This window comes from uncultured Desulfovibrio sp., from assembly GCF_944327235.1.
Taxonomy (GTDB): Bacteria; Desulfobacterota; Desulfovibrionia; order Desulfovibrionales; family Desulfovibrionaceae; genus Desulfovibrio.
Window position 1 is genome coordinate 1 of record NZ_CALVHE010000026.1, and the last position, 21308, is coordinate 21308.

A 21308-nucleotide genomic window follows, 5' to 3' on the forward strand; every position below is an offset into this window, starting at 1 on the left:
GATGACGCAGCGGGATTGCGGATCTCCGAAGTGGGCCGGGTCTTCGGCCAGCCCTTCCGGCTTCTCGCTGGGCACATAGCCCTTGTCCGTGCGCAGGTACATGGGACCGGATCCCTGCTTGAGCCAGTCGGGATTGAGGCCGAAGCGCTCAAAAAGTTTCATGAACCAGTCGCCCGGTACGGTGTTGCGTCGTTTGGCATCGGAGATGCTGGACTGGCGGATGTCCAGCACGGCGGCAAGTTCCATCTGCGTTCGGCAGTTGGTGGCCAGCTTGATGCGTTCGTAAACATCTGCAAAGGCAGGCATGGCTATCTCCATCATGCGCGCGATGCGCGCTATCGTTGCAGGTTGAGCAGGGGGGCGCTGTTGGAGAGGATCAGCGAGCTGTTCTTTTCCAGGCCCTTGCGCAAGGTTTCCAGCCATCGCTGGTAACTGTAGAATTCCGGGGACTTGCCGTAGGCGTCGGCAAAGATGGTGGCAGCGCGGGCGTCCCCTTCGCCGCGGACGATCTGGGCGTCGCGGGCGGCTTCGGCAAGGATGAGCGCTTTCTGCCGGTCCGCATCCGAACGGATACGGGTGGACGCCTCCTCGCCCTCGGAACGGTATTGTTTTGCCTGACGTTCGCGCTCTGCCCGCATACGGTCGAAGATGGCGCGCTGGTTGGCTTCGGGCAGGTCGGCCCGTTTGATGCGCACGTCCAGTACCTCGACCCCGTAGGGCTGCATGAGTTTCGACGCTTCGTCCGTGACGACCTTCATGATCTTGGCCCTGTCGGAGGACACCACCTGCGTCAGGGTATGGAGGCCGACCAGCGCCCGCAGCTGCGAATAGACCACGTCGTCCAGGCGGGACTGCGCTCCCTGTATGGTGCGCATGGTGCGGTAGAACTGCAGGGGATCGCTGATGCGCCAGCGTGCGAAGTTGTCGAGTACGATGGTCTTCTTGTCCACGGTATAGGCTTCGCGCGAGGAGGCCGTATAATCCAGCACGCGCGCGTCGAATCGCAGGACTTTCTGGATGAAGGGCAACTTAAAGTGCAGGCCGGGGCCGTAGACTTCCGGCAACGGCTCACCGAGCTGGAGCACCAGCGCCTTTTCGGACTGCTGTACCGTGAAGCAGCACTGGACGGCGAAGAGGACCGCAAGCGCCAGGGCCACGAGGTAGGTCAGAGGGTTTTTCAACATCAGCGTTTCTCCGTCGTGCCCGCCGCGGGCGTGGTCGTCACGCCGGACAGCGGCAGATAGGGGAGGATGCGTTCCGGGGACTTGCCGTCCAGCAGCACCTTTTCTCGGGCGTTCCTGAGCAGGTCCTCCAGCGTTTCATAATAGAGTCGATGTTCCATGACCTTGGGGGCGCGGGCGTGTTCGGCGCTGAGCGCGTTGAAGCGGGCCGCCTCGCCTTCGGCGTTCTGGATGCGGGTGGCGCGATAGGCTTCGGCCTTGTTGCCGATGGCCGCCGCCTCGCCGCGAGCACGCGGGATCAGTTCGTTGCGATAGGCTTCGGCTTCGTTGATGATGCGTATCTTGTCTTCGCGGGCGCTGGCCACGTCCTTGAAGGCATCGCGCACTTCATCCGGCGGATGCACGTCCTGGAGCTGGACGGCGATGACCTGCAGGCCGGTATCGTAGCGGTCGAGGATGTTCTGGAGCAGACGGGTGGTGTCCGCCTGGATCTGCAGCTTGCCGTCGGTCAGGGCCGCATCGACGTAGCTGTTGCCGATGACTTCGCGCATGGCCGCCTCGGCCGCGCTGCGCACCAGCATGTCCGGTTCGTGGATATTGAAAAGATAGGCCACGGGATCCGCGATGCGGTACTGCACACTGAACTGGACGTTGATGATGTTCTCGTCGCCGGTGAGCATGGACGCTTCGGCCGGGATGGGCCGGACCTGTCCCTTCTGGTAGGTGCGGCTCTCGCCGGCCGAGCGGTAGCCCACCTCGCTGCGCAGGACGCGCGAGACCTGCGGCTTGTAGACCTTTTCGATGGGGGCGGGCAGGGCATAATGCGGGCCGGGGCCGACGGTGCGGTCGTACTTGCCGAAGCGCAGCACCACGCCTTCCTCGCCGGGATTGACGATATAGATGCCTGACAGGAGCCAGATGACCAGCACGGCAAGCAGGCCGCCCCCGATCAGCAGGCCGTTGGGGAACTGCCACTTGGGCAGTTTTGGCAGCCCCCCGCGGGGGTCGCCGCCAAAGGGAGAGCGCCGGTTGCGGCGTTCGTCGCGGTCGTCATCGTATTCGTCGCGGTCGTCCTGACGCGGATCAGGAAGAGTCGGCCGCTTCTGCTGGCGCTCCCGCTTTTCCTGCAGTTTGTCCCAATCCCAGTTCATCTGTATGCAGTCTCGCTGTTTGGAGGTGAGGATGCGTTATACGAGGAACACAATTTGTTTACACATAGACACGATATGGCAAAGGTCAAGGGGCCGTACGCTCATGCCGCGCCGGGTGGGGCGACCCTTCCCGGTCCGGATCGGAGGCCGCCGTGCTGCGCAGGACGGCTCCGGCCAGCGGGATGACGCGCATGTCCGTTCCTTCGGCGTCTTCCAGCGTATAACCCGGCGCATCGAGCGGCAACGGGGAAACAAGGCGGACCGTCCGCCGCGTCTGCCATAGGTGCGCCGCCAGACAGCCCCCCAGCACGAGCAGGGCAAGCAGGGCGAAGAGGGCGGGACGGGGCATCCTCATGGCGGGGATCATGACGCCCGGGACCTTCATATCTCGCTGACGATGGCGACCACGACCGGGTCGCGTTCCAGTACCCGTCGGAAAAAGCGGCGCAGTGAGGCGCGTATGCCGTCCTGGAGGCGCGTGAGCTGGCCCGGCCGGATGGCTTCTATCTCATCCAGCACCAGACACTTGGCGTCTTCCAGCAGGTGGCTGTACTGTTGCTCGAAAACGAAGCCCTTGGAGAACATCTCCGGTCCGTGCAGAACCATGCCGGTCTCCGCATCCAGCACGAGCAGGACGATGACCAGGCCCTCGTCCCCCAGGATGCGCCGTTCCCGCAGCACGGCCGTCCCCACGTCACCGACGCCCTTGCCGTCCACGAGCGTGCACTCCATGGGGATGGGCGCTTCCTGCCGGAAGTCGTCGGGCAGCAGGGTCAGGGCGCGGCCATCCTCCAGCAGCACGGTCTTTTCCTCGGCCACGCCGCAGGAGCGGGCAAGGCGCGCGTGCTTGACCAGATGGCGGTATTCTCCATGCACCGGCACGAAGATCTCCGGGCGCACGGCTTCGAGCATGTCCCGCAGCTCTTCCACATAGCCGTGGCCGGAGGCGTGGATGGTATGCATACTTTCGTACAGCACCTCCGCGCCCAGCCGGTACATCTCGTTGATGAGCCGGGAAACGGCCTTGGCGTTGCCGGGGATCATGCGCGAACTCATGACCACGGTATCGCCCTTGCGCACACGCAGCTGCCGGTGCCCGCCCAGCACCATGCGGGAGAGGGCCGAGAGCGGTTCGCCCTGCGCGCCGGTGACGATGAGCACCAGCTTCTCGTCGGGCAGATCCGGGACGCCGTTATGGGCATTGAAGAAGCTGGGCGGCAGTTTGGCGAAACCGAGGTCGCGGGCCATCTCGATGTTGTTGGCCAGGGATTTGCCGCTGATGACCACGGTGCGTCCGTATTCGCGCGCCAGATCGAACACTTCCTGGATGCGCTGGATGTGGCTGGAGAAGAGCGTGATGACGATGCGCCCCTCGGCGGAGGCAAAGACCTTGCTCAGCGATTCCTTGACCTGACGTTCGTTGATGGAGCGGCCGGGGCGCTCCACGTTGGTGGAGTCGGAGAGCAGCAGACGCGCCCCCTCCGGTCCGGCAAAGCTTCGGAAGAGCTCCAGATCCGTCCCCGTGCCGTGCAGGGGATCGGGGTCGATCTTGAAGTCGCCGCTGTGCACGATGCGGCCTACCGGCGTTTCGACCCCCAGGCCGAAGCCTTCGGGGATGGAATGGCAGACCGGCAGGAAGTGGAAGCGCATATCACCGAGCTCCACCACGCTCTTGGGAGTGACGGGACAGAGTTCCACCCAGTCCAGCAGTTCGTGTTCACGCAGTTTGTGCTCCACCAGCGCAAGGGTGAAGGCGGAGCCGTAGATGCGGATGCCGCGCAACAGGGGCACCAGCCAGGGCAGAGCGCCGATGTGATCCTCGTGCCCGTGGGTGAGCACGATGCCGAGCAGTTTGTCCCGCACGGCCTGCACCGCGCCGAAATGCGGGATGATGACATCCACGCCGAGATGGAAGTCGTCGGGGAACATGAGCCCGCAATCGACCATGACGACGCCGGCCTGGCTTTCCCAGAGCTGGCAGTTGAGGCCGATTTCGCCAAGCCCCCCCAGAGGCGTGATGGTCACGAAGGCATCGCTGGTCTGCATGGCATATCCTTATGGATGAGTACGGGGGGCGGAGGCGGGGCGGCGGCTGCCGTCCGGCGTCCCGGCCGCCGGAGACGGCGTGGCGGGAGCGGCTTCCGGGCGCATGATGTCGGGGCGGTATTCGCCCATGGCCACATACAGCTGAGAAAGCGCGGTCAGATAATCGGCCTTTGCGCCGGTCAGCGAGGCCTGCGCGGCGGTCAGGTTGGCGGAAGCGTTGAGCACGTCGAAGTTGGTGCCCACCTGCTCCTGATACTGGGCAAGGGCCACATGATAGGCTTCGGTCGCCTGATCCACGCTCTTGCGGGCAACGGCGATGCGCTTTTCGGCCTCGCGCACGTCCAGCAGGCGGGTCTTGATCTCGTAGCCCACGTCCAGCTTGAGCTGCTCTTCCTCATAACGGGTCTTGGTGACCAGCCAGCCGTACTGCTTGTCGGCATAATAGGTCGTCCCCCACTGGAAGACGTCCCAGGTGGCGCTCACGCCCACTTCCCAGACCTGCGTGCTGGAACCGTTCTCGCCGGAGCGCTGCAGGTCGAAGGTGTTCCCCTGACGGCTGACGTTGTAATAGGCTTCCACCTTCGGATAATATTCGCTCTGGACCTCCTGCCGGCTCTTGCCCGCGATGGCCACGGTCTTGGCCGCGATGTAGAGGTCGGGCCGCTGCCGGTAGGCCGCGGCAAGGCACTGCTCCAGACTGCGGGAAAAGGGCACATGCTCCAGACTGCCGCTGTACGATACCCGCGCCGTCACCGGCAGGCCCACAAGGGTGTTGAGCTGGGCCTGCGCCGTGTCGCGCGTATTCTCGGCCTGGATGAGCAGGTTCTCGGCATCGCTGACGTCCACCTCGGCCTGCAGCACGTCCAGACGCGGGCGCAGGCCCACGTCATAAAACGCCTGGGTGATGCGAAGCTGGTCCCGCAGACGGGCCAGCGAGTCCTGCTCGCTGCGGACGTTCTCCTCGGCCTGCAGATAGGCAAGGAAGGCCTTTTGCACGTCGCCGGTCATGGTGAGTTCGGCCTGACGCAGGGAGGCCCGGTCGCTCTCGGCCTGCAGGGCGGCCTTCTGATACTGGGCCAGCAGGCGGAAGCCCTGGAAGATGGGCTGGGAGATGTCCACGCCCATGCTCCATGTGCCCAGACGCGGGGTGCGGGCGGAACTCGTGGAGGGGGAACTCTCCCTTTCCTGTTTGTAGGCCTGATAGGTCAGGCTCAGCTTGGGGCCGAACTGGCCGCGCGCCGACTTCCTGCCTTCTTCCGAGGCTCGGCTCGTGGCTTCCTGAGCGCCGAGACTGGGGTTGTGCGCCAGCGCCCGCTGCACGGCGTCGGCCATGGTCATGGCCCGTCCGGGGGCATGGCCGTCGGGCCGCGGTTCCGGGCGTCGCTCGCCTCGAAAGAGGGGGGCCTGCAGGGCCTCGTTGACCCGGTCGCGCGCCGAGGAGGCCAGGGCCGGGGAAAGGTCGCCGGTCAGAAGGAAAAGGCAGGCCGCGAGAGCGGTGATACAGCGGCAGGATGCCCCGCGCTTCCGCGAGGCAGGATTGACGGAAGGGAATGCACACATGTCTGCCAGCATAGCGGTAACGCAATCCCTTGGCAATGCGATTTTTCCGCTGAAAAATCACGGGCGTGCCGCTCTTCGCGCAGGATGTGGAAAAATCCCTTGAAAATTCCCGTGCCCCGTTGCATTCTGCTGCGGCATACGGCGCTGCTGCAGCGAAAGGCCGGGAACGCGGGAACGCTTTTCTCCCTGAGGGAAAAGCGGTCTCCTGCGCTATGGGCGTTTTCGGGGGCAGGCGTCTGTGCCGATATTTCCGGCCGGTCGGTCGGCCGCCGCGTGCAGGCGCGGCTTTCATCCCATTACGGAGTCAGGCATGGAATTCAGTTTCATCAATATGATCGCGCAGGCGAGCCTGGTGGCCAAACTTGTGCTCGTCCTGCTCCTGTTCATGTCCATCAGCAGTTGGGCGCTCATGATCCAGAAGGCGCTGGCCCTTTCGGCTGCCTACAAGAAGAGCCGCATCGGGACGGAAAATTTTGAAAGAGCGGCCAACCTGCGCGAAGCGGTGCAGTCGCTGGGGGCCGATCCCGCCTCGCCCCTGTACTTCGTGGCCCATCAGGGCGTGCTGGAGTTCAACCGTTCCAAGGAGATGGGCAATACCAGCGACGTGGTGGTGGACAACGTGCGCCGCGCCCTGCGGCAGGGCGTCGCCAGCGAGGAGGCCCGTCTCGAACGCTCCCTGTCCATCCTGGCCACCACGGCCAACACGGCCCCGTTCATCGGTCTGTTCGGCACGGTCTGGGGGATCATGAGCTCCTTCCACTCCATCGGTATGCTCAAGTCGGCCTCGCTCGCCACGGTGGCCCCCGGCATCTCGGAAGCCCTCGTGGCCACGGCCATCGGTCTTGCCGTGGCCGTGCCCGCCACCATCGGCTTCAATATCTTCATGGGCAAGATCTCTCAGGTGGACACTCTGCTGGTGAACTTCGCCGGCGTCTTCCTCAACCGCGTGCAGCGCGAGCTGAACGCCCATCGCCCCGTGCAGCGCGCGGGCGCCACGGAGATGTAGCATGGGCGCCAATGTCGGAGGCGGCGGGAAATTCGTTTCCGAGATCAACGTCACGCCCTTCGTGGACGTGATGCTCGTCCTGCTCATCATCTTTATGGTAGCCACGCCGATGATGAGCCAGGGACTGGATGTGGACCTGCCGCAGACCAAGCAGGTGGAGACCCTGCCCACGGAAAGCGAGAGCATGGTGCTCACCGTGCGCGTGGACGGCAGCGTTTATCTGGATACCTATGCCGTGGAGAATATGGACGATCTGGAAGGCTACCTGCAGAAGCTCGTCAAGGAAAAGAACAAGACGCTCTTCCTGCAGGCCGACAAGAACGTCCCCTACGGCGTGGTCGTGGACGTCATGGGTCGCATAAAGGCCGTGGGCATCGAAAAGCTGGGCGTGGTGGCCGACAAGCCGGATAACGAACCGGCTGCTTCCGGCAGGAAGTAACATCCTATGAACTGGTCGTCGTACCTCCTGTCCCTCTGCCTCCATGCGGCGTTCATCCTGCTGGTGCTGTTCTGGCCCACGTCGCCGCCGGTGAAGCTCGATTCGCCGCCGGTGATGATCAGCCTTGTGGACGGTGCGCCGGGCGGCAACCGGACCCCCTCCAATATCCTCGGCAAGATGGGCGAACCGACCAACGGTCCGCAGGACATCTCCCCGCCGGCCAAAAAGGATGAAGTGGCGCGCCGTGCCCGTCCCGAGCGGGCCGAGGCCGTGCCTGTGGCTGAGGAAAAGGCCCCGCAGCCCAAGATCCCCGAACCGCGCCCGCAGCCCAAAGAGGAAGCCGTGCCGCTGGCGCAGAAGAAGGAACCGGAAAAGCCCAAGGAAAAACCCAGGGAAGAGCCCAAGGAAAAGCCGAAGGAAAAACCCAAGGAAAAGGATACGGGCAAGGACAAGGCCAAGGAACAGCCCAAGGAAAAGCCCAAGACCAAACCCAAGGGCGATCCGGTCAAGGACGCTCTGGCGCAGGCCCGCCGTTCGGCCTCCTCGCGTGTGGAGTCCGGTGACCGCGGCAACGCCGTGGAACAGGCGCTGGCGCAGGCCCGCCGCAATGCGGGCGGCACCGGCGGCGGTGGCGGAGGAGAGGGCGACGGTCCCGGTGGCGGCGGCCTCAACGAGGCCTATCTGGGGACGGTCATGCTGTCCGTTCGTCCCAACTGGAGCTTTGCCTCGGCCAGCCGGGCCAATATGAGCTGCGTTGTGCACATCGTCGTCAACATGCAGGGCGAAGTGCAGCAGGCGACCGTGACCCAGAGTTCCGGCAATGCCCAGTATGACGCCTCGGCGGTGAACGCCATCTGGCGGACGAGCCGCGGCGGGGAGTTCCCGCCTCCGCCCTCCGCCGAGTTCACCGAGCTGGACCTGGTCTTCACGCTCAATGAAATGATGGGGCGCTAAGGGCGGGCCGTGATGGACCGCCTTGCCCCGCACATCCCCGGAGGAGACATGATACGAACCTTTCCCCTTCGAGACAGGGCGCACTCCCTCAGACGGCGGGCCCTGGCCGGTATGCTCTTTCTGAGCCTCGCGGCGGCAGCGCCGTCGACGGCATCGGCGGCGGCCATCGCGGCTGCCGATCATCAGGAGGGCTACGCCGGGGTGGTGCTCGGCAAATTGTGCGAGATCTGGACGCCCCCGGCCGATACCGGCAACCGCATGGTGCGCGTGCGCATCAGCGTGAACGGCGACGGGAGCGTGCTGGGCTGTACGCCGACCCAGCGTTCTGGCGTCCCCGCTCTGGACAACAGCGTATGTGAGGCGGCCAAAAAGCTCGGCAAGCTGGAGACCCCGCCCTACGCCATGCCCATCGACGTGCATCTGGCCTTCTGGAGCGGCACGCCGCGTCGCGCGCCGTCGCAGCAGGGCACCATAACCGTCAGCCCGTCCGGGCAGGCGGTCGTCCAGACGGCGGCTCCCGCGAGCCCCGCGCCGGTGGTGGAGCCTCCCGCTGCGGCGACCCCGGCCGCGACGACCGGCGGCAGCCGCATGGCGCAGGACGCTTACGCCATCCAGTTCCACGGCTATCTCAACAAGGTGGCCCGCCAGCTGCGGGAAGCCAGCTTCGTGCCGGTGGAAGCGCCGCGCGGCAGTTACTATGTGACCGTGCGTCTGACCGTCGCCAAGAACGGCGCCATCACCAATTACGAGATCGTGCAGTCCAGCGGCAATGACCGCATCGATACCTACGTTCGTCAGGGCGTCAAGCGCGCGGGCAAGGTGGCTCCTCCACCTGCCGGGCTGGCCTCGCCCTTTGACGTGACCCTAACAATGGTGCGTTAGCCGCACCCGGAGGAAATGGCAGATATGAAACGTTTTGTTCTTCTTCTGGTCGCTCTGGGCCTGCTCATCGCGAGCGCTCCCGCTCAGGCCGCCATGCGTGTGGACATCTACGGCCCCGGCCAGAACAGCGTCAATCTGGCGCTGGCCGATCCGCTGACCGGCCCCAGCCAGCCCGCCGGCAATATGGGCCGCGAGCTGCAAAAGCTCATCCAGCAGAACCTGAGCTTTCTTCCCTTCATGCGCCTGACCGATCCCAAGGCCGTGCTGGGCGGGACGCTCCTGCCCGGCTATGAGCCGCCGAACGTGGACTTCAAGCGCTTCCAGCTGGCAGGTTCGGACGTGGTCGTCACCACGGTCTGGCCCAGCGGCGACAGCGGCACCAAGGCCGTGCAGATCCGCGCTTTCGAGACCAATACCGGCGGCCGTCTGTTCGGCAAGGAATATCCGCGCGTCTCCAGCCGTGATCTGCCGGAAGTGGCGGACCGCTTCTGCGCCGATCTGCTGGAAGTGCTCACCGGCAGCGGGGCCTTCTTCCGTTCCACCCTGGCCTTTGTGAAGAAGAGCGGCAAGCTGACCGCCGACGTCTGGACCGTGCGCCCCACGGGCCGCGATCTGCGCAAGGTCACCAATATCGGCGGCGAAGCTATGTCGCCCGCCTGGTCTCCTGACGGACGTTTCATCGTCTTTACGCTCATCGACAAGAAGTCCCACTCCCTCGGCGTCTGGGACCGGAAGAGCGGCAAGACCCAGCGGGTGCGCTTCCCCGGCAATGTGGTCATCGGGCCCGCCTTCACGCCGGACAACAAGGTGGCCGTGGCCCTGTCCAAGGGCAAGTATCCGGTGATCTATCTCCTCAACCACTCCTTCCAGAAGGAGCGGGTGCTGGAAGAGCACAACTCCATCAACGTGTCGCCCACCTTCGACAGCACGGGGACCAAGATGGCCTTCACCTCCTCGCGCATGGGCGGGCCGCAGATCTTCATGAAGGATCTGACCTCCGGGTCCACCGTGCGCGTCAGCAAGAACGGCGGCTACAATACGGAAGCCAACCTTTCGCCCGACGGCACCCTGGTGACCTTCAGCCGCATGACCGACTACGGTCATCGCATCTTCGTGCAGGACATGGTGACCGGCCTTGAGCGTCAGGTGACTTTCGGCCCCGGCAGCGACGAGCAGCCGTCTTTCTGCGGCGACAGTTATTTCATCGCCTTCAGCTCCAGCCGCGGCGGCACGCGCGGCATCTATCTGACCACCCGTCACGGCGGCGACGCCAAGCAGGTGCCCACCGGCGGCGGCGCCTGCTACTTCCCGCGCTGGGGTATGCCGCAATAGAGCGGACCAGCACGACGTATTACGCGAAAGCCCGGCGGCCGCAAGGCAGCCGGGCAAAATTTTTTTACCAAAAACGGGCCGGAGGCCAGTCCCACATCTTGACAAAAATCACGCCGCATATACCATCCCAGAGCGAGGTCAAGGTGACCTCGTTGTGTTCAGAAAGGAAAGGTACCTTTTTTGAGTTAGAGCTGTTCAGGAGGAAAACACAATGAAACGCTACGCTCTTATCCTTGCCCTGGTCATGGCCCTCGCCGCCGGTTTCGGTTGCGCCAAGAAGACTTCCGACGAAGGCACCCTCACCGATGACATGAGCCCCGAAATGCGTGCTGCCATCCAGCAGATCACCGACGGGCGCGTGCTCTTCGCCTTCGACAAGTTCGACATCAAGCCCGAATACAAGGAAATGCTGAAGGCCAAAGCCGACCTCATGAAGCAGTTCCCCTCCGTGCGCGTGCGCATCGAAGGCAACTGCGACGAACGCGGCACCCAGGAATACAACCTCGCCCTTGGCGAGCGTCGCGCCCGCGCCGCTTACGAATATCTCGTGATGCTGGGCGTGAGCCCCTCTCAGCTTGAAATGATCAGCTACGGCAAGGAAAATCCGGCCGTTCAGGGCACCGGCGAAGCCGTGTGGTCCCAGAACCGCCGCGACGACTTCACCGTGGTCGCTCACTAGGATCTGAAGCCGCAAGGCAGGAGGCCGCCCGCAAGGGCGGCCTTTTTTGTCGCCCGCGGGTTCCGTTGCGCCGAGCGCCCAAGCTCTCCGCAACACCCTTGCATCCCTTCGCCCGGCAGGCTACATTCGCGGCTGCGAGGTACGCCATGAACATAGTCATCCTTGACGGCAAGCTGCTCAATCCCGGCGATGTGGACTGGGGTCCGCTGGAAGCGCTGGGAGATCTCAAGGTCTACGACGATAGCACCGTGGAACAGGTCCCCCAGCGGGCCGCCGGGGCCGATGTCGTGCTCATCAACAAGGTGCCGCTGCGCCGCGAGACGCTGGAACAGCTCCCCGACGTGAAGATGGTCGGCGTCGTGGCCACAGGCTATGACGTGGTGGACATCGAGGCCTTTGCCGAACGAAACATTCCGGTGTGCAATGTGGTGGCCTACGGCGTCAACGATGTGGCGCAGCATGTCATGGCCCTGTTGCTGGAACTCTGCCACCGGACGAGCGAGCATACCCAGAGCATCCGCAGCGGTCAGTGGACCGACGGCGGCGAATGGTGCTACTGGATGCATACCCCGGTCTGTCTGGAAGGCATGACGCTGGGTCTTGTGGGCTACGGCAATATCGGTCGGCGTGTCGGTGAGCTGGGCCATGCCTTCGGCATGAAGGTGCTGGCCAACCGGCGCAATCCCAAGAATCCGCCTTCCTATGCCCCCTTCACCTTCGCGACGCTGGATCAGGTGCTGAGCCAGTCGGATGTGGTGTCCCTGCATTGTCCGCTGACGGATGCCACGCGGGGGATCATCAACAAGAAAAGCCTGGCGAAGATGAAGCGCGGGGCCATCCTGCTCAATGCCGCTCGCGGTCCGCTGGTCAATGAGGATGACGTGGCGGCGGCCCTGCATTCGGGGCAGCTCGGCGGCTACGGCGCGGACGTCATGGTCAGTGAGCCGCCTGTTCGGGACAATCCTCTCTTTTCCACGCCCAATACCCTGCTGACGCCGCATATGGCCTGGGCAACGGTGCGGGCCCGCCAGAACATCATCAATCTGACCGCGGAAAATATCCTGCGCTGGAAGGAAGGCACGCCCATCAACGTGGTCAACGCCGTGAAAGGGTAGCGGCCTCCCGCCGTCGCGCCCGGCAGACGCCCGTCGGCATTTTCCCGACGGGCGGGGCGGCGGTCGTCCCCGGTGACATCCCATGCGTATCGACATCCACACGCACGCCTTCCATCCGAAGATCGCGGCCAAGGCCGTGACCCACCTCAACGAAGCCTATGACCTCTGCTGCGAAGGCGACGGCACGGTGGAACATCTGCTGGCCTGCGAGCGGGCCGCCGGTATGGATCGCTGCGTGGTGCTCTGCGCCGCCACCACCCCGGCGCAGGTCATCCCGGCCAACAACTACGCCCGCGAGCTCCAACGCACACACCCCGAGATCATCGGTTTCGGTACCCTGCATCCTGCCTATGCCCGTTGGGAAGAAGAGCTCCACAACATGGAGCGCAGCGGTTTGCGCGGCATCAAGCTGCATCCCGATTTTCAGGGCTTCCGTCTGGACGACTCGCGCCTGTTGCCCATGTTCGAGGCCGCACAGGGGCGTTTCCTTTTCGAGCTGCATATCGGCAGCGCCCAACCGGCTTCCGTTGCCCCCTCAAGCCCGCAGCAGCTGGCGGCCATCGCCCGCGCCTTCCCGGGACTGACGCTCATCGCCGGGCATTTCGGCGGCTACCTCATGTGGGATATGGCCATAGAAGCTCTGGCCGGACTCGATAACGTCTGGTTCGATACTTCAAGCACCAGCCCCTTCGTCACGCCGCATCTGCTGCGGCGGCTGCTTGACGCCCACCCGCTGGAACGCTTCCTCTTCGGCAGCGACTGGCCCCTCTACGACCCCGCCGAAGAGCAACGGCGGCTGCAACGCGTCGGCGGCCTCTCCGACAATGCCCTGGAACGCATCCTCACCAACGCCGAACAACTGCCCGGCCTGCTTTGATGCTGCCGTGTCCATGTGTTTTTAGTTGAGGGGGGAAGGAAGGGGATTTGCTAGCGCCCAAATCCCCTTCCTTCCCCCCTCAAACTCCCCCCATCCTTCCCCAAACGCGCTTTAGAGCCTGTTAACACTATTCGTTTCTTGTTTGGGGGGAAGAGTCAGGTACACGAGGCAACCCCGCCCCCGGAAGCAAGCGGAGCATGTTCAGTTTATTTATCTTATCTATTGCAATTATTTGTAAAATTTGTGTCAACAGGCCCTGGAGCAGTTTGTCTTTTAAAAAGGCAAACTGCGAGGCGTCGGCACAACGCCGTCCGGCCGAAACCAAGCAAAAAAACAGTATTTTCATGCCGCCGGAGGGCGTGACAGACGCGCGAAGCCTTGCGGGGCCGCGTCGCCATGCGCTGACCCAAGCAAAAGTTTTGGGAAGGGAGTGGGGGAGCGCGAGGGGGCGAGGGAGAACCGTTTTTCAAAACGGTTTCCCTCGCCCCCTCGCACTATCTCCCGGCTTGACGAGGACCGTTTTTCCGGCTAGAGAGGGTACAGGTCGGACGGCGGCAGCACTGCCAACCCCGTCAGGTTCGAAAGAAAGCAGCGGTAACAGCTGTTGCCGGGTGTCCGGCCCCTTTTTCCGAAGCCGTCAGCGAAGTACGTTGACGGCTTTTCGTTTATGGGAACGGCTGATCGAAGCGTGCGGGGGCAAGAGGCTCCGGCACCGCCGCACGGAGGAAAATGCCGGTGTACCATCTGGCTCTTGCCTTTCGGGATGAAAGCGGAAGCTACTCTCTGCATGGGGCGGCAACGCTGCTGACGGTCTGCGCCCATACTTCGGCGGCGCTGTGCGTGCATATCCTGCATGACGCGGAACTGCCGCCGCAGGGACGGCGGGCTCTGGAAGCCGTGGCCCGGCAGAGCGGACAGGAGATGCGTTTTCACCTGGTGCCGTCGCTGCCGCCGGAGTTGCGCGCAAACATGCCGCCGGCCTTTGGTCCCGGCGCTTTTTACCGTTACTGGCTGCCGGAGCTGTCGGGTCTGGAAGATGTGGAGCGCCTGCTCTATCTGGACTGCGACATCTGCGCTCTGATGGACGTGGCGGATTTCTGGCAGGCGGCGGACGAGGCGGCTGGAAGCGGCCGGGAGCCCGCGTTGTGGGGCGTGCGTGATGCCGCCATGGCCCTGCATCCCGCCTATGCTCGCCGCATGGGGCTGCGTCCGGCGGACTGCCTCAATTCCGGTGTGCTCCTGCTGCATCTGCCGCGCCTGCGGCGTCTGCTGCCTTCCTGGATGCAGGCCATGCGGCAGGCCTTGCTTTCTCTGCCCGCCCCGTCTCGTTATCCTGATCAGGACGCTCTCAATGTGCTGTGCCGCAGGCTGCCGTATGCCGTGTTGCCGGAGAGGTTCAACTATCAGATGCACGTGGCCGCCCGCTGGGAGCAGGATCCCGGCACGCTTGCGGGCAGGTTGTTGCACTACTGCGGACGCAAGCCGTGGTGCGTGCCGGCGTATCGCGCGGCGCGGCCTTTTCTGGAGCAATACGCGCGCATCGCCGCGCTGCTGTCGGGAGAGGAGGCGGACCAGTGATTGCGCTTCGGCGCATGAGGGGGTATGTTCGGCGTATCGCATGACCCTCAACCCTGCGGCGGCAAGCCGTCGGAGACCATGAACATCGATAGCATTCGCGCCGCGCTGGCGCAGGACAAACCGACCATAGGCACCTGGCTGCAATTCCCTTCCTCGGAAGTGGCCGAACTTCTGGCCCGCGCGGGCTATGACTGGGTGGCCGCCGACATGGAGCACGGCACCTTCGGACGGACCGGCCTCACGGACATCTTCCGGGCCATCGAATGCGGCGGGGCCGCGCCCTTTGCCCGTCTGGCAGAGGCTACGCGCCTGCAGATCAAGAGCGCGCTGGAGGCCGGCGCACAAGGGCTCATCTTCCCCATGATCGAAAGCCGGGCGCAGCTCAATGCGGCCATCAGCTGGGCGACCTATCCCGGTTATGATGACGGACGGCTTCCCGAAGAGCCGCTGCGGGAAAATCGCGGCGTGGGCTTCTGCCGGGCCAATGCCTTCGGCACGCAGATGGAAAGCTACATGAAGGAACGGGCCTCGCGCGTGTTTCTGGTGGCGCAGATCGAGCATATCCGCGCGGTCGAGCATCTGGAGGACATCCTGTCGCATCCTCGTCTGGACGCCATCATGGTGGGGCCTTATGACCTCTCCGGTTCCATGGGGCTGACGGCGCAGTTCGACCATCCCGACTTTCAGGCCGCCATGCGGCGTATCCATGAAGTCTGCCGCAAGTACCGGCCGCTCATGGGGCTGCATATCGTCCAGCCCGACCCGGCGGAGCTGGCGCGTCAGGTGGAGCAGGGCAGCCGCTTCATCGCCTACGGCATCGACTCCGTCTTCCTCTGGAACGGGGCGCGGCGTCCCGATGTGGCCTAGACGCGTCAACGTAGATCTTACAAATGATTTTAGCGCATTTTATCTTTGGAAAAGACAAAATGCGAGGCGGCGGCACAACGCCGCCCGGCCTAACGTAAGCGGAAAAACCGCGTTTTTTCCGCGAAACGCCAGGCCGTATGGTTTGGAACGCAAAGTGTTTCAAACTGAAAATGCTCGAATAGATAAGATAAACAGGCTGTGCGCGCCGTTTGCCTTTGGGGCGGGGCGTCCCATGTCCTCCTCATCCCCCGGTAAAAGCGCGCTGGGGAAGGGATGGGGGGCCCTTCTTCCCAAACAGGTAACGAAGAGCGTAACAGGCCTAGTTCGTGGATATCCAGCGGGAGAACAGCATGAAAATCACCGTATTCGGCGGCTCCGGTTTTTTGGGGTCGCATATTTGCGACAAACTTTCCGAAGCCGGGCATGACGTCACCATCGTGGATGTGCAGCCTTCGCCCTGGTTGCGGCCCGATCAGTACATGCTCACCGGCAGTATCCTGGACGAGGCGCTGGTGGAGCAGGCGGTCTCCGGGGCGGACGTGGTGTTCAACTATGCCGGCATCGCGGACATCGGGGAGGCCAACCGCCGCCCGGTGGACACGGCCCGGCTCAATGTGCTGGGCAACGTCATGGCGCTGGAAGCCTGCCGCAAGGCCGGGGTGCGGCGTTACGTCTTTGCCAGCTCGCTCTATGTCTACGGTAAATCGGGCGGTTTTTACCGTTGCAGCAAGCAGGCCTGCGAGATCTACATCGAGAATTATCAGGCCATGCACGGCCTGCCGTATACCATCCTGCGGTATGGTTCCCTGTACGGGCCGCGCGCCGATGCCCGCAACGCCATCCATCGGTTCGTGCAGGAGGCCCTGACCACGGGCAGCATCACCTATTACGGCGCGCCCACGGCTCTGCGCGAATATGTGCATGTGGACGACGCCTCCACGGCCACGGTCATGGTGCTGGAACCGGAATTCGCCAATCAGAACATCATCATTTCGGGCAACCAGCCCATGCGCGTGGGCGATCTGTTCAAGATGATCGGTGAGATGCTGGGCAAGGAGCTGACCATCAATTATCAGAACGACCCCAACAGCGGGCACTACCAGATCACGCCCTATGCCTTCATGCCCAAGGTGGGCCGAAAACTGGTGCCGCCGCTGACCGTGGATCTGGGGCAGGGCATCCTCCGCGTCATGGAGGCCGTGCACCAGGACGTACACCCTGAACTGCAAAGCGAAGGCGGCTATCTGGTCGCCACCGACGACTAGCCCGCACGGGCAAAGGAGCAGACATGAACATCATTGCCATCATTCCCGCCCGCATGGGGTCGAGCCGCTATCCCGGCAAACCGCTGGCCCTCATCCACGGCACGCCCATGGTGGGGCATGTGGCCTTTCGCACGGCCATGAGCGGTATCCTTTCCGACACCTATGTGGCGACGTGTGACGAGATCATCGAAAATTACTGTCGGGATGCGGGGCTCAAATGCGTCATGACCGGCGACCACCATGTCCGCTGTTCCACGCGGACGGCCGAAGCTCTGCTCAAGATCGAGGAGCAGACCGGCAAGAAGGTGGACACCGTGGTCATGGTGCAGGGGGACGAACCCATGATCACCCCGGATATGATCGACGCCGCCGTGAAGCCCATGCTGGATGATCCGTCCATCAACGTGGTCAATCTCATGGCCGAGATGGAGACGGTGGAAGAGTTCGAGGACCCCAACGAGGTCAAGGTGGTGGTGGACTGCCACAACGACGCCCTTTATTTCTCCCGCGAGCCCATCCCGTCCCGCAAGAAGGGCGCGGACAAGGTGCCCATGCGCAAGCAGGTCTGCATCATCCCCTTCCGCCGGGATTATCTCATCCGCTTCAACGAGATGCGGGAAATGCCGCTGGAGATCTATGAGTCCGTGGACATGATGCGCATCCTGGAGCACGGCGAAAAGGTGCGCATGGTGCCGACGGACAAGCGCACGTTCAGCGTGGACACGCCGGAAGATCTGGCGCGCGTCACCCGGCTCATGGAAGGCGACACCCTGATGCAGGAGTACGGCAAATAGATGAAGGGCCATCAACGCCTTTTGCTGGCTCTTGAGGAGCTGTGGGTATTCGCCTTCGGGTGGATACCCACCCCCCTGGGCCGTCTGGTGCGCCTCATCATGTGGCGCTGGATGTTCGCCCGCTGCGGTTCCGTGCGTTTCAACACGGGCATCGGCATGGTCGGCTGCCACAATATGCGGCTGGGCAATCAGGTGCGCGTCGGCCGTAACTGCATCCTGACGGCGGGCAACGGCAAGCTGGAGCTGGCCGATCATGTCTCCCTCTCGCCCGGGGTGCACCTCTGCGCCGACGGCGGGAGCATCTTCATCGGCGTCAAGACGGCCATAGGGCCCGGCACCGTCATCCGTTCGGCCAATCACTGCTTCACCCGGCAGGATGTCCCCATCATGGAACAGGGGCACGAGCCGGGTGTCGTCGTTATTGAGGATGACGTCTGGATCGCCGCCAACTGCACGGTGACGCCCAATGTGCGCATCGGGCGCGGCGCGGTGGTGGGCGCGGGCGCGGTGGTGACCCGCGACGTGCAGCCGTACGACATCGTGGCCGGCGTGCCTGCCCGGCCCATCGGCAAGCGCGGCAAGGACGACTGTCTCAATCAGGTCGGCGAGATGGACGACGACATGTATTGACGGTAGTCCGACATATTCTAACCTGTCCGACAAGAGGAAGATCCATGGAAGAAGTGCGTCTGGATACACGCAACATGCCGCCGGAACGGGTGGCCGAGGTGCGGCGCTGCGCGGAACTCTGCTTCAAAATCAATCATACGCCGCCCACCAGCCCGGAATGCCGGAAACTCATCGACGAGCTTTTCCAGCATACGCTGGGCGAGGGGACGGTCATCCATCCGCCGGTGTTCACCATCTTGGGCGACACGGTGCGCATCGGGCGGAACGTAACCATCATGAATGGCTTCCACTGCATGTCCGCCGGGGGGCTGACCATCGAGGACGGCGTGATGATCGCCCTGAACTGTACGATATTGACCAACAATCACGATATGTACGAGCGGGCCATCATCACCTGCAAGCCCGTGCATATCAAGCGTAACGTCTGGATCGGCGCGAACGTGACCATCCTGCCGGGCGTGACCGTCGGGGAAAATGCCGTGGTCGGGGCCGGGTCGGTGGTGACGAAGGACGTGCCGGACAATGCCGTGGTGGCGGGCAACCCCGCGCGCCTTATCCGCTACCTTGACGCGGAACGGTTGGATGCCCATCAAGGCTAGGGCCTGACACTATCCGCTGTGTGTTTGGGGGAAGGGGACCCCCTCGCTCTGCTGTCGATGCCCGTAAGGCTCCTGCGTCGCCTAACGGGCACGGCCTGCGGCCGCCTTTCGGTCGCGCTCTGCTGTCGATGCCTGTAAGGCCTTACGGCCTAACAGGCACGGCCCTGCGGGACGCCTTTCGGTCGCCGCCCCTTTTTCTTGCGCCCCCCATCCTTTCCCGGTGTGGACCCCTGCCCGCCGGGCGTTTTACCTATGGAGGATCCATGCCCCTGCAAGCCATCGTTTTTGACTGTGACGGCGTCATCCTGGACAGTGTGCCGGTCAAGACCCGTGCCTTTGCCCGCCTTGCCGAGCCCTTTGGGGAAGAGGCGCGGGATCGCTTCGTCATGTACCATACGGTCCACGGCGGGGTGAGCCGCTACCGGAAATTCGAGTGGTTCTTCCGGGAAGTGCTGGGCCGGGAGATCACGCCGGAAGAGTCGAAGGAGTGGGGCGAGCGTTTCGCCGCCTATGCGCTGGACGAGGTGCGCCGCTGCGCGCTCATCCCGGGTATTGCCGGAGTACTGGCCGACTGGCGGGAGCGTCTGCCGCTCTATGTCTGTTCGGGAGCGCCGCAGGAGGAGGTACGGCTCGTGCTGGAAGAGCGGGGCCTGTCCGGCAATTTCCGCGGCATTTTCGGTTCGCCGCCCGCCAAGGCCGTGCTGCTGGCGGAGATCGTCCGGGATGCGAAGCTCGATCCGGCGGATGTGCTCATGGTGGGCGATGCCGTCACCGACCGCAACGCCGCGGAAGAGGTCGGCACGCTCTTTTACGGCATAGGGGCCGAACTGCGCGGGGGCGATTTCCCGTGGGGCATGGACGCCACGGGCCTTTCCGCCTGGATCGCGGAGCGTGCGTAGCATGTGGCGGACAGGATACATGCGGCGCGGGCTGCTCCCGGCGATCTGTCTCTGTGCGGCGTTGTTGCTGACCGCTTGCGGGGATGACGGCGCAACGGAAGAAAAGGCGACAACGAACGGCAGTCCCGCCGCGCCCGTTACCCCACAGGACACGCCGCCGATCGACAAGAAAACGTCGGTCGGGGCCAGACCGCGGAGCTATCTGCCTGCCGCCTTGAAGGAGATACGTCAGGAGGCCGCGGCGACGGAGGACGCCTTGCAGGCGGCCAATGCCCAGCTCGCCTATGCCAACGGCGTCATGGACTGGCAGCTCAGCAAGGAAGCCGGATATGCGCTGTGGCTCTATCTGGGCGCGGATTTCTATCTCCGGGAAGCGGCCCTGCCCAAGCTGGCCAAACGGCCGCCGCGTTTCGCGCGTGACAAGACCCTGTTGCCGCCCGGCGCATGGCCGAAGGGATCAGCCGAGGCCATCCGTCAGGCCCTGCAAGAGATGGATGCCGCCGTTGACGCCGAGCGGGAGCAGTATGAAAAGCTCGTGAAATACGCGCTGGACGAGAGCATCATCGACGACGGCAAGCAGGGGCGGCAATACCTGAAAGCCATCCGTCAGCACTGGGAAGCCTACGAGGCCGCCCGCCGGGTCCTGCGCGGCGAGGTGGAGAGCGGCGCCATCGCCGCGGAAGCCGTGACCCTGCAGGGACATCCCCTGCGTCCCCAGATCCTTGCCGTGCGTATCCTTTTCCGTCGCATGAAGGAGGCCCGCGCCCTGTTGGGCGAGCGGGAAGCCGACAAGCAGACCATCGACGCCTGGCGGCAAGAGCTGGAAGGCATTCTTTCGGAAGCGGCTTTCCTGCCCTTCGGCGTGGCGGGTGAGCCGGAACGTCTCTGGCGCGCCTTCCTGCGTACGGCGCAGCGGTTTCCCGCTGTCGTGGCGCTGGGCGAGGAGCAGGGATTCCATCCCGAAGTCCGCAAGCAGCTCAACGCTGCCTATACCGACGCGGAAAAAGCCTATAACGATTTTGTGGACAGCGTGCGCTGACGCCGGCGGGAAGTTTTTTTGCGGGGGGAAGGGGGACCCCCCGCCTCGCGCGGGTGGGGTCCCCCTTCCCCCCCCTCCCCCTATCCCCTCCCCGGCGCGCTTTAAAGCGCTTTGCCTTTTTCAAAGGCAAAGCGCGAGGACATAGCGTCGCCCGGCCAAAACCAGGCGGGAAACAGCGTTTTTTCCACGAGACGACAGTTCGTACGGTTGGGGACGCGAAGCGTTTCAAACGGAAAATGCCCTACCGGCATACAGGGTGCAAAAAAGCGTTTCCTGACGAAGGAGACGCTTTTTTTTGTGCTGCCGGGGGACTTTCTGTCTGGTGACGACCGGGGAAGATCGGATGTTTTGCCATCCTCCCCGGCAAGATTTTTTGCGGGAGGAAAGGGGAGCGGGGGAAAGGAGGGGGCTTTTT

At 63.8% G+C, this 21308-nt stretch carries 22 protein-coding genes and 1 other RNA gene; 17 read left to right on the top strand and 6 right to left on the bottom strand.

What is annotated here, in order from left to right; translation table 11 throughout:
• From Q0K00_RS05550 to Q0K00_RS05575, 6 genes are all read right to left on the bottom strand, one after another.
• Positions 1 to 306: helix-turn-helix domain-containing protein (locus Q0K00_RS05550; protein WP_297227973.1), on the bottom strand; the 306-nt coding region annotated here is incomplete at its 3' end.
• 29 nt (positions 307 to 335) lie between these two features.
• On the bottom strand, positions 336 to 1184 hold the full coding sequence (locus tag Q0K00_RS05555; RefSeq protein WP_297227975.1) for a protease modulator HflC: 849 nt from the start codon (positions 1182 to 1184) through the stop codon (positions 336 to 338).
• Entirely contained in the window at positions 1184 to 2332 is a 1149-nt protein-coding gene (gene hflK / locus Q0K00_RS05560) for an FtsH protease activity modulator HflK (RefSeq protein WP_297227977.1), read from the bottom strand. Before hflK ends, Q0K00_RS05555 begins: the two co-directional genes overlap by 1 nt.
• An 85-nt stretch (positions 2333 to 2417) precedes the next feature.
• Positions 2418 to 2717, bottom strand: coding sequence for a hypothetical protein (locus Q0K00_RS05565; protein ID WP_297227978.1), 300 nt, complete (start codon positions 2715 to 2717; stop codon positions 2418 to 2420).
• Complete coding sequence (locus tag Q0K00_RS05570; protein WP_297227979.1) at positions 2714 to 4378, bottom strand: ribonuclease J; 1665 nt, start codon at positions 4376 to 4378, stop codon at positions 2714 to 2716. The genes Q0K00_RS05565 and Q0K00_RS05570 overlap by 4 nt, the downstream gene beginning before the upstream one ends.
• Positions 4379 to 4387: 9 nt before the next feature.
• Entirely contained in the window at positions 4388 to 5938 is a 1551-nt protein-coding gene (locus tag Q0K00_RS05575; protein WP_297227980.1) for a TolC family protein, read from the bottom strand.
• Positions 5939 to 6248: 310 nt separating this feature from the next.
• Here Q0K00_RS05575 and tolQ point away from each other — a divergent pair, with 310 nt between their 5' ends.
• From tolQ to Q0K00_RS05660, 17 genes are all read left to right on the top strand, one after another.
• A complete protein-coding gene (gene tolQ, locus Q0K00_RS05580; protein ID WP_297227981.1) occupies positions 6249 to 6944 on the top strand; it encodes a protein TolQ in 696 nt (231 codons plus the stop codon).
• Between the two features lies 1 nt (position 6945).
• Complete coding sequence (locus Q0K00_RS05585) at positions 6946 to 7383, top strand: ExbD/TolR family protein (protein WP_297227982.1); 438 nt, start codon at positions 6946 to 6948, stop codon at positions 7381 to 7383.
• Between the two features lie 6 nt (positions 7384 to 7389).
• Positions 7390 to 8337 (top strand): cell envelope integrity protein TolA, encoded by a 948-nt coding sequence (locus Q0K00_RS05590; RefSeq protein WP_297227983.1) that lies wholly within the window; start codon positions 7390 to 7392, stop codon positions 8335 to 8337.
• Between the two features lie 48 nt (positions 8338 to 8385).
• Positions 8386 to 9219: a TonB family protein gene (locus Q0K00_RS05595; protein ID WP_297227984.1), complete on the top strand. Its 834-nt coding sequence runs from the start codon at positions 8386 to 8388 to the stop codon at positions 9217 to 9219.
• A 24-nt stretch (positions 9220 to 9243) separates the two neighbouring features.
• Positions 9244 to 10551: a translocation protein TolB gene (locus Q0K00_RS05600; RefSeq protein ID WP_297227985.1), complete on the top strand. Its 1308-nt coding sequence runs from the start codon at positions 9244 to 9246 to the stop codon at positions 10549 to 10551.
• A gap of 211 nt (positions 10552 to 10762) precedes the next feature.
• Positions 10763 to 11230: a peptidoglycan-associated lipoprotein Pal gene (pal, locus tag Q0K00_RS05605; protein WP_297227986.1), complete on the top strand. Its 468-nt coding sequence runs from the start codon at positions 10763 to 10765 to the stop codon at positions 11228 to 11230.
• A gap of 146 nt (positions 11231 to 11376) precedes the next feature.
• Entirely contained in the window at positions 11377 to 12345 is a 969-nt protein-coding gene (locus tag Q0K00_RS05610; protein ID WP_297227987.1) for a D-2-hydroxyacid dehydrogenase, read from the top strand.
• A gap of 82 nt (positions 12346 to 12427) precedes the next feature.
• Positions 12428 to 13222: an amidohydrolase family protein gene (locus Q0K00_RS05615; RefSeq protein ID WP_297227988.1), complete on the top strand. Its 795-nt coding sequence runs from the start codon at positions 12428 to 12430 to the stop codon at positions 13220 to 13222.
• A 538-nt stretch (positions 13223 to 13760) separates the two neighbouring features.
• An RNA gene (gene ffs, locus Q0K00_RS05620) (signal recognition particle sRNA small type) lies at positions 13761 to 13850 on the top strand.
• Positions 13851 to 13957: 107 nt separating this feature from the next.
• A complete protein-coding gene (locus tag Q0K00_RS05625; protein ID WP_297227989.1) occupies positions 13958 to 14800 on the top strand; it encodes a glycosyltransferase in 843 nt (280 codons plus the stop codon).
• Positions 14801 to 14878: 78 nt separating this feature from the next.
• On the top strand, positions 14879 to 15667 hold the full coding sequence (locus tag Q0K00_RS05630) for an aldolase/citrate lyase family protein (RefSeq protein WP_297227990.1): 789 nt from the start codon (positions 14879 to 14881) through the stop codon (positions 15665 to 15667).
• 350 nt (positions 15668 to 16017) lie between these two features.
• Positions 16018 to 16932 (top strand): NAD(P)-dependent oxidoreductase, encoded by a 915-nt coding sequence (locus Q0K00_RS05635; RefSeq protein WP_297227991.1) that lies wholly within the window; start codon positions 16018 to 16020, stop codon positions 16930 to 16932.
• Between the two features lie 23 nt (positions 16933 to 16955).
• Positions 16956 to 17726, top strand: a complete 771-nt coding sequence (locus Q0K00_RS05640; RefSeq protein WP_297227992.1) for a 3-deoxy-manno-octulosonate cytidylyltransferase — start codon at positions 16956 to 16958, stop codon at positions 17724 to 17726.
• Positions 17727 to 18356: an acyltransferase gene (locus Q0K00_RS05645; RefSeq protein ID WP_296304229.1), complete on the top strand. Its 630-nt coding sequence runs from the start codon at positions 17727 to 17729 to the stop codon at positions 18354 to 18356.
• 44 nt (positions 18357 to 18400) lie between these two features.
• Positions 18401 to 18955 (top strand): DapH/DapD/GlmU-related protein, encoded by a 555-nt coding sequence (locus tag Q0K00_RS05650; protein WP_297227993.1) that lies wholly within the window; start codon positions 18401 to 18403, stop codon positions 18953 to 18955.
• Positions 18956 to 19218: 263 nt separating this feature from the next.
• Positions 19219 to 19854, top strand: coding sequence for an HAD family hydrolase (locus Q0K00_RS05655; RefSeq protein WP_297227994.1), 636 nt, complete (start codon positions 19219 to 19221; stop codon positions 19852 to 19854).
• 19 nt (positions 19855 to 19873) lie between these two features.
• The gene (locus tag Q0K00_RS05660) at positions 19874 to 20893 is read left to right on the top strand and encodes a hypothetical protein (protein WP_297227995.1); all 1020 of its coding nucleotides are present in this window, start codon (positions 19874 to 19876) and stop codon (positions 20891 to 20893) included.
• Positions 20894 to 21308 lie beyond the last annotated feature (415 nt).

What these genes read in the sequence shown, in the direction of transcription:
- Q0K00_RS05630 (WP_297227990.1), top strand. Translation starts at nt 14,879, where the DNA reads ATGAACATCGATAGCATTCGCGCCGCGCTGGCGCAGGACAAACCGACC.
- Q0K00_RS05645 (WP_296304229.1), top strand. Translation starts at nt 17,727, where the DNA reads ATGAAGGGCCATCAACGCCTTTTGCTGGCTCTTGAGGAGCTGTGGGTA.
- Q0K00_RS05585 (WP_297227982.1), top strand. Translation starts at nt 6,946, where the DNA reads ATGGGCGCCAATGTCGGAGGCGGCGGGAAATTCGTTTCCGAGATCAAC.
- Q0K00_RS05600 (WP_297227985.1), top strand. Translation starts at nt 9,244, where the DNA reads ATGAAACGTTTTGTTCTTCTTCTGGTCGCTCTGGGCCTGCTCATCGCG.
- Q0K00_RS05610 (WP_297227987.1), top strand. Translation starts at nt 11,377, where the DNA reads ATGAACATAGTCATCCTTGACGGCAAGCTGCTCAATCCCGGCGATGTG.
- tolQ (WP_297227981.1), top strand. Translation starts at nt 6,249, where the DNA reads ATGGAATTCAGTTTCATCAATATGATCGCGCAGGCGAGCCTGGTGGCC.
- Q0K00_RS05555 (WP_297227975.1), bottom strand. Translation starts at nt 1,184, where the DNA reads ATGTTGAAAAACCCTCTGACCTACCTCGTGGCCCTGGCGCTTGCGGTC.
- hflK (WP_297227977.1), bottom strand. Translation starts at nt 2,332, where the DNA reads ATGAACTGGGATTGGGACAAACTGCAGGAAAAGCGGGAGCGCCAGCAG.
- Q0K00_RS05595 (WP_297227984.1), top strand. Translation starts at nt 8,386, where the DNA reads ATGATACGAACCTTTCCCCTTCGAGACAGGGCGCACTCCCTCAGACGG.
- Q0K00_RS05565 (WP_297227978.1), bottom strand. Translation starts at nt 2,717, where the DNA reads ATGAAGGTCCCGGGCGTCATGATCCCCGCCATGAGGATGCCCCGTCCC.
- Q0K00_RS05575 (WP_297227980.1), bottom strand. Translation starts at nt 5,938, where the DNA reads ATGTGTGCATTCCCTTCCGTCAATCCTGCCTCGCGGAAGCGCGGGGCA.
- Q0K00_RS05640 (WP_297227992.1), top strand. Translation starts at nt 16,956, where the DNA reads ATGAACATCATTGCCATCATTCCCGCCCGCATGGGGTCGAGCCGCTAT.
- pal (WP_297227986.1), top strand. Translation starts at nt 10,763, where the DNA reads ATGAAACGCTACGCTCTTATCCTTGCCCTGGTCATGGCCCTCGCCGCC.
- Q0K00_RS05650 (WP_297227993.1), top strand. Translation starts at nt 18,401, where the DNA reads ATGGAAGAAGTGCGTCTGGATACACGCAACATGCCGCCGGAACGGGTG.
- Q0K00_RS05570 (WP_297227979.1), bottom strand. Translation starts at nt 4,378, where the DNA reads ATGCAGACCAGCGATGCCTTCGTGACCATCACGCCTCTGGGGGGGCTT.
- Q0K00_RS05615 (WP_297227988.1), top strand. Translation starts at nt 12,428, where the DNA reads ATGCGTATCGACATCCACACGCACGCCTTCCATCCGAAGATCGCGGCC.
- Q0K00_RS05655 (WP_297227994.1), top strand. Translation starts at nt 19,219, where the DNA reads ATGCCCCTGCAAGCCATCGTTTTTGACTGTGACGGCGTCATCCTGGAC.
- Q0K00_RS05635 (WP_297227991.1), top strand. Translation starts at nt 16,018, where the DNA reads ATGAAAATCACCGTATTCGGCGGCTCCGGTTTTTTGGGGTCGCATATT.
- Q0K00_RS05590 (WP_297227983.1), top strand. Translation starts at nt 7,390, where the DNA reads ATGAACTGGTCGTCGTACCTCCTGTCCCTCTGCCTCCATGCGGCGTTC.
- Q0K00_RS05660 (WP_297227995.1), top strand. Translation starts at nt 19,874, where the DNA reads ATGCGGCGCGGGCTGCTCCCGGCGATCTGTCTCTGTGCGGCGTTGTTG.